This is a genomic window from Sulfitobacter sp. M05 (genome assembly GCF_029285175.1).
Lineage (GTDB): Bacteria > Pseudomonadota > Alphaproteobacteria > Rhodobacterales > Rhodobacteraceae > Sulfitobacter.
Window position 1 is genome coordinate 1 of sequence record NZ_JABEDH010000013.1, and the last position, 11,719, is coordinate 11,719.

The window sequence follows — 11,719 nt, forward strand, 5'->3', positions numbered from 1 at the left end:
AAAAACAGTCGATCAACGTTTTTTCTGTTGATGTTCTCATCCTGCCTTTCAGCAAAAAATTTGGATTTTCGTCGATAAATCAGATTGTTGATAGTTCTGATTTCCGCTTGAATATCTGCGATGCGGCGCTCTAACGCTGCCTTTGCTTCCTCAAGTTCTGCAAGGTGTGTGTCCGTCTCGTCAGGCATTGTGTTATCTCAACATCTTTCCATATTGGAAATCTAACGTAGATAAGTAAAACAGTCACTTACAATACGTAAAATACATTGACAACCTCGCAACGCTCCTCTATCCAACAATCGCCGAAGAGGCGATTGTTGGATAGAGGAGCGTTGAAAGCTCAACACTTGTTTACTTGCTTTTAACACATTATGGGGCCAAGTCTTCCGTGACATGACTGGCCCCTCTGCACCTAGGTGTACGGGTCAGTTCTCATTTTTAGAGCATGCTTTTTTGGCCCCGTATAACAAGCCATATCTTACTACGGACCAGCAGGTCGCACTTCTTAAATCGCGCGGAATGTCGATAACAGATGAGGCAAGAGCCAAAGCCTGTTTGTCCCGCATTGGGTACTATCGTCTCAGTGCGTACTGGTATCCTAACCGCAAGTCTGAAAAGTATATTGATGCAACCAGTGGCCGAGAGAAAACGCGTGTTCTGGACGATTTTCGAGATGGAACTCATTTTTCTGACGCGCTCGATTTTTATGTTTTTGACAAGAAGCTAAGGCTTCTTGTGTTGGATGCTCTTGAGCGCGTTGAGGTTGGTATCCGTACTGACATAGCTGTTCTTCTTGGTACTCACGACCCTTGGGTGCACCGCGATCCATCTAAATTACACGGTAATTTTTCTCGGCCAAACGTGCCGCCCTCTCGCCTTGCACAAATTCAGAACCTGTCTAGACAGCGACCTCAACCAACTCGCCGAGCCATTGCTCAGGCTGTTGGAGTGAGTGTTAAGACGGTTAATTTTGTGATCGGAAATCCAAGGAAAGCTAGCCAAAGTAAGCTGGATGAGTGGCTTTCTCGTCTTGATGATAAGTTCAAAAAATCAAAAGAAGACTTCGCAAAGCATTTTAAAGAAAAGTACCCCAACGACACGCCCCCAATTTGGGTAGCGGTTGAGCTATGGGATTTTGGGACGCTTTCTCACTTTTTCAGCGGGATGAAGATTGGAGACCAAAACACTATTGCGGCCCATTATGGTCTCCCTTCGGGTGATATTCTGGAGGGATGGCTCCGTAACCTGAACGATGTGCGAAATTTCTGTGCTCATCATTCGCGTTTGTGGAACCGTAGCATGCCTTTCATTCCTATGTGGACCTCTACAGGTGACATTGTTGAGCTTGATCACCTTGTGGGGAAGTCAGACAGCCTATCGAGATTTTATGCGTCAGTGGTGATTTTGAGGCATTTGCTCAAGGTAATAAACCCCACGACAGAGTGGTCAAATCGACTGATTGAGCATGTGCAAACACTGCCTGCTAATCCCTATGTCACATTACAAAGCGCGGGCTTTCCCGAAGACTGGATTGATCAAGATATCTGGAAATAACGAGATAAGCCGCTAACGCTGGTGTCATTTCCGCCCATGCTTCATCTGGCCGTATTTCTTCTTGGTGAAACCCATAAAGGCCTGCGCTACGCCTTTTTTGAAGTCTGGTTTTCCTGTGCTTTCCCAGTGCGCCCAGAACTGCTTTTGGACCTCATCCATATCGAGGTAGTAGCGTGTTTCTTGAGCTGCACGGTTGATGTCTGCATCGAGCAGGGCAGGGCGGCCCTTGGCCTTCGCAGCCTTGATTTTGCGGGCATCGCCTGCGCTACGCTTGATGAGTTTGTCAGTTTGAATCCGCTTAGGGGTTTTCGTGATCTGAAAGACCAACTCATCATAGAAGCGGCCCTTGCGGATTGGGGTGTATTCGACTGAGAAGCCAGCCCCTAGTGGATCATCGTTGATCTGCTTAAGGGCGGGATCGAGCACCCACTTGCGGAAATCTTTCCACGTTGCGTAGCTGTCTTCTGGCACCTTGAGCCACGTTCGCAGCTCGTCAATCGACACGCGGCACTGTCCATCCCGCCTGTTTACAAAGCCCTCTAGAATTTCATAGAGCGTCACCGCGTACTTGCCTGACAGTTTGAGAAGGAAGTGGACCCGCAGGCGGGCAAAGCGTGTTGGCTCTTTCAGAATGGGGATCAACAAAGGGGGGAAGCCAAAGCGTAAATTGCCTTGCGCCCGTGCCGACTTGTGAACCTCTGCGCTGAACAGATTGGCGACCCCTTGAACCCGATCATCGCCGAGTGCGTATTCCCATTCAATCGTGGTCTTTGCGAGACGCTTGGCGCTTTCCCAAAGCCAGCTCGTGCCGTGTTCACCACCTAGCTCACGAAACACTGCGTTGATCTCTCGCACAGACAGGGTGTGCAGGGGCTGCTTGCCTAATTCATCAAACACGGCATGGAGCAAGAAGACCCAGAGCTTACGATCACGTTCAGTGTAAGGCCCCTCGACGCTCACAATCACCGTTTGGAGCGGCACTGGGACAGTTGCGGGGTCGTCGTTCGAGATAACCCATGCAGAGCCAGTGGGCTGGATGCCTTCAAGCTCCTGCTCAGTGAATAACCCTAAATCTTGTGTGACTGCCCGACTCATTCGCTAAATATACGGCAACAAAGACAAGGGGAGAAGATGTGAAATATTCTTTTCCACAATCTCCCCCTGAGTGATCGACATACCGCCGAATTTCTCCCCCTGAACAACAACATCTATGACACCGAGGTTATGCCGAATTTCTCCCCCTTAACGCCGAATTTCTCCCCCTTAAACGTGATTTACGCCGAATTTCTCCCCCTTAATGTCATTAAGGTATTGATTTAGCTCCCTGATTCAGGGGGGAACACCATATTAGAACACAGGAACACACAGCAGAGCTGTTGATAAGAATGGAATCTACCTAACGGCAGATACTCAAACGGCGATTATGACGGCAAAGCCGTCACGCCGTTAAAGATTTGCTCACACAACAAAAAGCAGGGGGATTTTTCCACCTGTTGGCGCTCGTTTCAGGATACATCAAAACATAGAACCTGAACGGCACAAGGGACGCTAACGCTTCTGCCCTTGTGCTCTTATCAGAACCATATGTTTATTGATCCTTGCGAAACGGCGACGGAAAGCAGGGGAAAAACAGCCAGCCATGCACACCAAAACCACCACAGGCGCTTGTTGAGAGATCGAGACAGTTGCTTAGCGAAGAAGATAATAGCTGCACATACAGAGCACCAAAAACTCGCACCACACTTGGCAAGGGCTTCGTCCCCTCTGGGGAGTAAGGCAGATACAGGGGTCTATCGCTTGATCTGTAAGCCTTGGCTTTGATCAAGTTTTTCCGTGGTGTCACGGGCATTGTCAGCGAACTGTTGTTTCTTCGATTGCATACGGGTTCGCTCAGGCTTTTGAGTGCCCATCGTTTGCACTCGATCTGCGCTTTGATCCGCACGTTGCGCGGATCTGATTTCACGATCTATGTTCTGGTTGAGTGACTTGCGCAGTTCATGAACCTGTTCGCGGTGTTCAGGCCCGTAGTGATTGTTGACTGCATTCTCGACAAGCTGGCGCTTTTGCTCGGGTGACATGCCCACCACGCCCTTGGGGACCAAAACGGGGGTTGGCTGGTTCTTTTTGGTCAGAATATCATTCGCGATTTTCTTGCGTTCATCCGCCAGCTTTTTCTCGCGCTTTTCAATCTCTGCATCTCGATAGCGCATCATGGATTCGACGTTTTCACGGCGGACCTTATCCAAGATCAGATTACGTTCTTGCTCACGTTTTTGCTCAACGGTGAGCGAAGCTGATACACTGAAATCTTTGCGATTTTCAGACATAGAAAGAACCACCATGACAGATCAAAGCATTACATTTTCAGACCTTATCACAGACAAAGACGGGAACGCCTCAAAAGTGGCGTTCGTCCGCCTTGCCAATGAGCTGATCGAGGAAGGCCGCAGACCAGACAGAGTTTTCAGGGCTATGCTGCGGGCTGCATACGCCGCCAGCATCCAGCACTCATTTGCGGAGTGCTATTCGTTCGTCAGGCATGCAGCCGACGACATCACAGACCTGAAAGACCAGCTCGAAAAAATGGCCGATCTTGACCTAGAAGAACAGCAGCGCCTTGCGCAAAACATGGGGTGGGCCAAGTTTTACGGGGACTGAATTTTGCCGAAGTGAACCTCTCGAACGTCCTTCAACGCCTCATTCCAACGTGGCACGGTGTAGTATGGCACACGGTCCGCAACATAGAGCTTGATGCCGTCATGCTTGCCTGCGCGGATGATCTGTTTTCCTTCACCGATCCGCATAATGTCCTCAGATTGCAGGACGGCCCGTTTCTGTTCAGTAACACCGAAAGAGGCGCTTGATACTTGCCCGCCCGACTGGTTCACGCCGCGGGTTGCGACAGTCGTTTGACCGCTCCACGTTTCAATGTCTTTGAGCAGATCAGGTTCGCTCACCAGCCACATGTGCAGGATGCCAGACTGGCTTTCAAAGTTGCCGATGGTGTGTTCCGAATAGCCCTTGTCCCGCAGCGCTTGGCGACCTTGGCACAGGCCCCAGAGCTGCACCCCCTTGCCTGCATAGAGAGTCAGTGCCTTGGGAATGACGGCCATGTAGGGCAGGTTAGCCAGCTCGTCGATCAGCACGGTGACAGGCACAGGGCCAGCCGTTTGAGCGCAGGCGTTGACGATGGCGGAAACGGTCAGGCTCACCCACCGTGAACAGGCTTCTAGGCGATCAGAATCCCCCATGAGATACAGCGTCGTTTTTTCGTGGCGCATGTCCGCAGGATCGAAGTTCGAGCTGTTTGTCACCTCAGCCAAAGGCGTATCAGGGCGGAAGTTCCACAGCGCCGTGGACAGTTCGCTTTCATAGGCGTTCCACTGGTCCTTGCTGGCGGAGATTTCAGCGATCTTTTCAGCTTGGCCTTCCAGCCCATCTTTGCCGCAGTCCATAATCGCGTTGACGGTTTCCGCCGTTTCCCGAAAGGCGAACCGCCACATCTCAGACAATGTGCAGCGATCAGGGCGGAAGATTGCGGCCCATTCGAGCCACGTTGCGAGGATTTGTTGAGAGCCTGCGGCGACCCACTTTGAATCCCCGTCCGTGGGCGGCACGAGAGACATGCAGAGCTGCAAGCAATCCTCCGTGATGCTTTCGCCTTTTTGGGCTTTGTCGATCACCCGTTGGAAGGGGTTCAGCTTGAAGGACGGCGCACCGAGCAGGCCGTAAGGGTTGATTGCTACGATCCTGTGGCCCCGTGACTTGCGATAGTCCGCACTGGCATAGGCGTTTTCGCCGTCCTTGATATCGTTCACGACGAGGGAGCGATTGAACACATGGGCGAGGTTCGGCAACACAATGTCACGGCCTTTGCCTGAGCGTGTCATGCCGTAATTCAGCAGGTGAGCATCGCCGTTATAGAACAGCGGTTTGCCATCGAGGGAGCCGAGAAACAGGCCCTGATTATCGAACATGCCTTCTCTGGCAGCATCCTCTATCGTGCCAAGGCGACCACCGCCGAGCTTGTCCGAAGCGGTAGGGTTTTGCACATAGCGCTGCACCCGTTCGGACTGTCTCAGAGACTCCTGAACACGTGTTTCTTGCTCACGGGCGCGTTGCTGGCCACCGATATATTCAAGGCCTTGGTATATGCCCCAAGCGCCGCGAGCTAAGGCGAACGGCGAGATTTTACCCATCTTGTGGCGGTACGTCGAAGGCGGAAGGCGTTGCGTTTGAGGTGGCTGGACTGTTTGCTTGCTGAGCTATTTGGAGACGAATTTTTTTACTATCTCCAGCTTGCCAAAAGGCATCTAATATCTCCGCTGCTGTGCCTTCGACTCTGCGTGTCCATGCAAAATAATAGTACGCAAAGGCGAGGGGTACACTAACAATGATTGGACCCATATTCTGCCCAATTATCGCTAAGAAAACTCCCCCAAAACCGATAGCAAGGGAGATATTTTGTGTCGTGTTGTGATGCTTTCCGAGTTTTTCATACACGTTGCCAGCCGCGATGATTGCCTCATCATCGGTCAAAATTGAGACACGCTCATCAGTGGCCATTGCGGACTTTATCGTTAAAGCAGCCTTTTGTTGTTTTACATCGACTTGGCTAGCTAGTTCAGCATTGATCTGATCTTCTCGCGACATGGCTTTCCCTAAAATTTGCCTCACGCCTAAAGGGTCAGCTATACTTACCTTGTTGTGAGTATTCGATTTTGTAAGAGGATAGACAGAAAAGACGGCAAAGGACTAGGACTTCGCTTGAAAGCGCCTGCGCCGTCATCTGCTGCAAAGGAGCTGGCCCGCGTCATGCAAGCACGGATCGACCAGCAAGCCGACGAACAACAACCACCCCAAGACGAGAATAAAGCCCGTGGAGACGGTCAAGCGATCCCGCAGCCCCGATAGGGGAGAGGACAGCGCTTGAGGGGCTACACGGGCGGCCTATGCTTTCGCGCACCCCTTTGAATACCATTCAAAGGGGTTGCCTTGCGGCGAGTAGGAGACCCTAAACCTCTAGATAGATATGAAGATGGCCCGCCAGTTATGGCAGGCCACATTTTTTCACTTCGTAGTCTTTACTTCTTATTGAGGTGGGCAATGTAAGAGCCCCAAGCACCTGCCAGTGTCCCAGACGTATTCATGCCAGTCTCACGTGCGGTTGCGTAATCACTAAAGTTGCCGTTTCCGTTGGACATTCGATTTCTCCATCAATTTGAGCGAGCGAATATGCCGCTCTTCATTTTCGTAAAGTTAAGAAAAGAAAAACGTTGTAGGGCGAAGTTTAGCCGTAGAAGCAGCCCCAACGTTTGCACATGCACGCCCCGCCAAAGCTGGTACGTTTGCCACAAACGCTGCAGCTTGGCGTGTGGCCACCCGTCCAGTCCGTCGGAAAACCGTTGTTGATGGTGTGCATGATATTCCTCCCAGTGTGTAAGCAGCAGTCAAATCAACTGGCTACACAACAGAAGGTAAGTAATAAAATTACAAAGTCAACTACGTAACGAAAAGAAATTATATAACGAAGGTAAAGTTCCCTACATCTTCAGGGAAAGATTTGCTCGAAATCGACGTTGTCGTTCGCGGTTTTTTTGGCGCTGTCTTGCCAGTTCAGGGTCTTCTTCTGAGTCAGCTAAATACCGGAGAGCTTCGTCGCTTCGCTCTTTTGGGAGGGGGAGCGCGTTAATGGTATCTTTGCGTTCTTCTTTGTCGGGGATTGCAGATAGGGTTTTGTGAAGCTGTGCGTATAGCTTTGGATCAAGTTCTCGAAGATCAGACTGCAACAGGCCGTTTCCTAACCATTGTGCATATGTTTCTCGGATGAACTCAAAAACGTTGGTGTGCCACGGCCACTGTCGCTCAGCATGCTCACGCCGATTAACCCAAAGATGCTCCCGCACATATCTTTGAAACTCTGGATCGTTCTTTAGTCTGCCGTCTTCTTTCAAATCACTTTGCTTGTCCGACTCCAGTTCATCTGGAAATGCCAGCAAGCACTCATCTACAGACATATCATAGCCCAAAGATGCAATATTTTGCAAATTTTCTTTAGTTGTCAAAGAATTAACCCGTAATTGTTTTCATGGATTTAACTTGAGCGATACCTTGAACAGCAAGAGCGGCAGCACAAAGAGAACCAGTCACGCCAGGCTTCAAACTACGTAGTTGACCTTTAGTGTCAACGGTTGTCAGGCTTTCGAGGTAGGTATCAACATCCTCGAGCGCGGCATATGATGGAAAGGATGGCGTTTCTTTGATCTTCGAGAAGGCCTGCACAATTTTTTCATGCAATCCGTTCACGGTCATGATTTCTCCGCACAAGTAAATCTTGCTTGGACTGACGACACATGTGATTGCCCATGAAAGTTGTGCTAAATACCACGCCTCTCGTTCCCATGCGATGTGGGATGGGTTTGACTTCAGAGTGGCGAATGATTCATCAAACCAACGTTCGATTGCGGGGATAGATGCCAAGCCTTCGACTGAGTTTTTGTTCATTACACCTGAGACGTGGCCTGATGCTTCACGTTTGGCCTCTTGGCGGCTGACGGTTCCGCTTGTTGGCTCCCATCGTTGGACGTTTATTTGCCCAACTTCGGGATGAAGAGCACCAAGCCAACTGTAGGCATCTCTCATTCTCATGAACGAGCCGCCAATGCCGCGATCAATGCGGAGGAGCGCAATCGTGTTTTCCTGCGCGGATTCCCAAAGGGCTTTGTTTCTTGATTTGTTATAGATGAGGCCCATCGCATCGAGAGCAACATCCATGTTGATGGAAATTCTTGGTGAGTGCGTGAGGTGTTTTGCCAAGCCCTTTCGCACTATGCCGACAAGATTACGGTTCGAAAGCTCTCCATGAGATGTGGCTTGTAGGTAGCCGTAGTCTGAGCTTGCTTTGTCTCGATCCTCTGGGTTGATGTTCCGAAATGGACCGTAGCACCCAACCCCAATTGAGCGGACATTAGGGGCTGCTTTGGCGATCCACGCGCACGCAGCGTCAAAGGTTTCTTCGATAGGCTTTTTCTTCGAGAATAGAAACACCGTCGGCTTCTTAGTCGGATCACTTGTAGGAATGGACAGACTCAATTCTGAGATTTCACGCTTCGGGATGCTGGCTATTTCATCTGAGCCTACAATCCCGAAAATGCGGCCATCCGTAATGTAAAGGCCTGCTAAAGATGGTTCAGTCAAAAAAGTGTCCTCCACGTTCAGGAACTCTAGCGCTTTAGATGTTGATAGAGCAACAAAAGCATGAATGGGGTGACCCGTTCATGCGTTTCTTTTTGACCTGTTAACTATTTCCTAAATTTGCTGTTATAGTCTGTATGCAAGATGTGCGTGTTATACACGCTCACTTGGCAGGGGAGACGCTGCGCTCCCCCCGTGCACCCCCCTTGCGGTTCGGCGTTTTCAGCATCGAGCTGCAAACACCGAAGGAGGCCCATACTATGCCAGAACGGCGCAAAGAAAACCGCTCCTGCCCCATCCCCACCCGCTTTAGCGAGGGGGAACGGGACAGGCTCACACAGGCCGCACGGGCGGCTGGTGTGACCATGAGCGATTTTATCCGCGCGTCTGCCCTGTCGCAGCCTCTGCCGCCACCACGGCCACAGCGGGCAAACCGCCCAACCGTCAAAGACGGTGAGCAGCTTGCCAGCTTGTTGCTGGCCGTGGGGCGCATTGGCAACAACGCGAACCAGCTCGCCCATGTTGCCAACTCAGGCTCATGGCCTGACGCTCACGCCTTGCAGCAGGCCGTGGCAGACATCCAATGGATGCGCCACACCCTCATGCAAGCGCTTGGCATCCGCGAACCCGCGCCCACCAAGCAGGAGCGATCAGGGCCATGATCCTCAAAGGCTCACAGCGAGGTCACGGGCGAAACCTCGCAGCGCACCTTTTGAACGCCCGCGACAACGACCACGTGCATGTGGCCGATCTGCGCGGCACGGCTGCGGAAGACCTACGCGGTGCGCTTCTTGAAATCGAAGCCACCGCGAACGGCACAAAATGCCAGCAGCCGTTTTTTCAGGTGATCGTGAACCCGCCAGAATCCGCCAATCTCACCCGCGAACAGTTCGCGGCTGCGTTCGATAAAATCGAGGCGGATATGGGGCTGGCCGATCATCCCCGCGCCGTTGTCTTCCACGAGAAGAACGGGCGCGAGCATGCTCATGTGGTCTATGGGCGGCTCTACAACAGCTTGACTTATGAACACGGTCCCAAGACGGGCGAGGAACGCCCCCTGCCCGTTCTCAAGGCCAAGCAGCTATCGTTTTTTAAATCCCGCCTGCGGGAGATCAGCCAAGACCTGCACCACGATCTAGGCTTGGAGCTGCCCGAAGGCATGAAGGACAGCGCCAAGCGCGACCCGCTCAATTTTGACCGTGCCACGTGGCAGCAGGCGCAGCGCCTTGGCGAAGACCCCCGCGACCTGAAAAAGATCATTGGTGAGGCGTTCGAGTTTTCCGACAGCCCCAAAGCCTTCAACGCTGTGCTGGAACAGAACGCCATGCAGCTTGCCAGAGGCGACAAGCGCGGCTTTGTCGTGCTGCATCATTCGGGCGAAGCCCTGCCCTTGCATCGTTTCCTTGGCGTGAAACAGGCAGATATCAGAGCGCGGCTTGGTCAACCTGAACACGTTCAGACGGTTGACCAGGCGCGGGAGTTTCTGAAGGAGCGCATGACCGCGCAGGCCGAGCGCCAAATGGAAGACCTGAAGGCGACACACGACAAAGAACGCCGCCCGATGGTGCAGGCTGTGCGACAGCTCAAGAGTGAGCAGCAGCAGGACCGCCGCACGTTCATGGATGCGCAACAAGCCCGCCAAGGACAGGAAGCACAGGCGCGAGCCAGCAGAATCCGAAAAGGCATTGCAGGGCTGTGGGACAAGGCGCAGCTCAAGTTCGGCGCCGGCCCCCTCGCCCGCCAGTTCGCCGCTGAAATTGAACAAAGCCAGCAGCGCGACCGTGCCGAGTTTCATGCCTTAAAAACGGACCAGCTGCGCGATCGGCGGCAGCTTCAAAAATCCATACGGCTGATGCAGGAGAAACAGCGGCGTGAACGCCAGCAAGCGCGCAGTGTTTTGGGCCATTGGCTCACGCTCGACCGTGCCACGCCACGCCGCCGCATGGACGATCACCTGAGCCAGCTCGATGATGGAAAGAAGAAATACATGCAGAAGCGCGAAGGCCCGATACAGTTCAAGGAAGCGAGTAACCGTCGAAAGAGACAGGGGCGCGGGCTTGGCTTGAAACCCAAGGGGCCTAGGGGGCCAGACCCCAAGAGCTAAATCCTGTGGACAGTAAACAGGTGCAGGCTTTCCCCCTGCCCTACCTTGGTGTATCGTGAACACCATAAAAACAACGGCAATGAACGAGCAGAAACATTATGGGAAACAGTACATATCTTACACTAGGGCAGGCTGCAGAGATGTGTGGTTGGTCAAAAGGTGCGCTCTCAAAGGCCATAAAATCAGGCCAAATGAGCGTTCATGCAAAAACAAAAGCAGGTTTCCAGCTTGACCCTGCTGAGGTCTTGCGAGTGTTTCCAAAGAAAACGGAAACAGTATCTAATGAACAATCAGAAACACCTCAAAAACACAGTGGAAACAGCGTCTTATCGGCGGAAGTTGAAGCATTACGTCAGCAGATCGCAACAGCAGAGCTTGAGCGCACTCGTGAGCGTGAACAATTGTCCGACCGCATAGAGAGCTTGCAGCAAATGTTGTCTGACGAAAAGTCAGAACGTCGCCAGCTCACTGCGCTGCTCACGGATCAGCGTGAGAAGGTCGCAGAGCCACCGCGCAAAGGGCTATGGGCTAGGTTGGTAGGTTAACTATTGCCTGAAATAACCCACAGATATGAGCTAGGCGTGGCCTTCATTATAAGCCCCTTGTCTCTCATCTTTGTGACGTAGCTTCTCAGGGTGTTATAGTTCAAGCCATACCCCGCTTTGGTAATTTGGGTGTGTATCTCACCCGTTCTCAGGCCTCGTTTAGCAGTTTTCAAGGTGTCCAAAATGAGGGTCTCAAAAAACAGTCGATCAACGTTTTTTCTGTTGATGTTCTCATCCTGCCTTTCAGCAAAAAATTTGGATTTTCGTCGATAAATCAGATTGTTGATAGTTCTGATTTCCGCTTGAATATCTGCGATGCGGC

Annotated in this window: 13 protein-coding genes; 5 read left to right on the forward strand and 8 right to left on the reverse strand. The window is 51.9% G+C overall.

Going from position 1 to position 11,719, the window contains the following annotated elements; all coding sequences use genetic code 11:
- Positions 1-188, reverse strand: a 188-nt coding sequence (locus HKX44_RS19875; RefSeq protein WP_276155663.1) for a hypothetical protein, incomplete at its 3' end; no start/stop codon positions are given.
- Positions 189-519: 331 nt separating this feature from the next.
- On the opposite strand from HKX44_RS19875, the gene HKX44_RS19880 reads away from it, so the two are divergent.
- On the forward strand, positions 520-1,554 hold the full coding sequence (locus HKX44_RS19880; protein ID WP_276153110.1) for an Abi family protein: 1,035 nt from the start codon (positions 520-522) through the stop codon (positions 1,552-1,554).
- A gap of 24 nt (positions 1,555-1,578) precedes the next feature.
- Here HKX44_RS19880 and HKX44_RS19885 read toward each other — a convergent pair whose 3' ends face one another.
- Positions 1,579-2,649 carry a replication initiation protein gene (locus HKX44_RS19885; protein WP_276153109.1) on the reverse strand — a complete coding sequence of 357 codons (1,071 nt, stop codon included), beginning with the start codon at positions 2,647-2,649 and terminating at the stop codon, positions 1,579-1,581.
- 695 nt (positions 2,650-3,344) lie between these two features.
- On the reverse strand, positions 3,345-3,896 hold the full coding sequence (locus HKX44_RS19890) for a hypothetical protein (RefSeq protein WP_276153262.1): 552 nt from the start codon (positions 3,894-3,896) through the stop codon (positions 3,345-3,347).
- On the opposite strand from HKX44_RS19890, the gene HKX44_RS19895 reads away from it, so the two are divergent.
- A complete protein-coding gene (locus HKX44_RS19895; protein WP_276153107.1) occupies positions 3,895-4,212 on the forward strand; it encodes a hypothetical protein in 318 nt (105 codons plus the stop codon). The genes HKX44_RS19890 and HKX44_RS19895 overlap by 2 nt on opposite strands.
- Here HKX44_RS19895 and HKX44_RS19900 read toward each other — a convergent pair.
- From HKX44_RS19900 to HKX44_RS19915, 4 genes are all read right to left on the reverse strand, one after another.
- Entirely contained in the window at positions 4,200-5,753 is a 1,554-nt protein-coding gene (locus tag HKX44_RS19900) for a type IV secretory system conjugative DNA transfer family protein (RefSeq protein ID WP_276153106.1), read from the reverse strand. The two genes, HKX44_RS19895 and HKX44_RS19900, sit on opposite strands and share 13 nt — an antisense overlap.
- Entirely contained in the window at positions 5,746-6,207 is a 462-nt protein-coding gene (locus HKX44_RS19905; RefSeq protein WP_276153105.1) for a hypothetical protein, read from the reverse strand. Before HKX44_RS19905 ends, HKX44_RS19900 begins: the two co-directional genes overlap by 8 nt.
- A gap of 890 nt (positions 6,208-7,097) precedes the next feature.
- Positions 7,098-7,619, reverse strand: coding sequence for a hypothetical protein (locus HKX44_RS19910; protein WP_276153104.1), 522 nt, complete (start codon positions 7,617-7,619; stop codon positions 7,098-7,100).
- 4 nt (positions 7,620-7,623) lie between these two features.
- On the reverse strand, positions 7,624-8,751 hold the full coding sequence (locus HKX44_RS19915) for an ROK family protein (RefSeq protein ID WP_276153103.1): 1,128 nt from the start codon (positions 8,749-8,751) through the stop codon (positions 7,624-7,626).
- 257 nt (positions 8,752-9,008) lie between these two features.
- Between HKX44_RS19915 and mobC the strand changes: the two genes are divergently transcribed.
- The 3 genes from mobC (at position 9,009) to HKX44_RS19930 (ending at position 11,397) form a co-directional block, all read left to right on the forward strand.
- Complete coding sequence (gene mobC, locus HKX44_RS19920) at positions 9,009-9,410, forward strand: plasmid mobilization relaxosome protein MobC (RefSeq protein WP_276153102.1); 402 nt, start codon at positions 9,009-9,011, stop codon at positions 9,408-9,410.
- Entirely contained in the window at positions 9,407-10,852 is a 1,446-nt protein-coding gene (locus HKX44_RS19925) for a hypothetical protein (protein ID WP_276153101.1), read from the forward strand. Before mobC ends, HKX44_RS19925 begins: the two co-directional genes overlap by 4 nt.
- Positions 10,853-10,950: 98 nt before the next feature.
- Positions 10,951-11,397 carry a hypothetical protein gene (locus HKX44_RS19930; RefSeq protein ID WP_276153100.1) on the forward strand — a complete coding sequence of 149 codons (447 nt, stop codon included), beginning with the start codon at positions 10,951-10,953 and terminating at the stop codon, positions 11,395-11,397.
- Here the strand turns inward: HKX44_RS19930 and HKX44_RS19935 are convergent.
- Positions 11,394-11,719 (reverse strand): hypothetical protein (locus HKX44_RS19935; protein WP_276155664.1); only part of this gene is annotated, 326 nt, incomplete at its 5' end. The genes HKX44_RS19930 and HKX44_RS19935 overlap by 4 nt on opposite strands.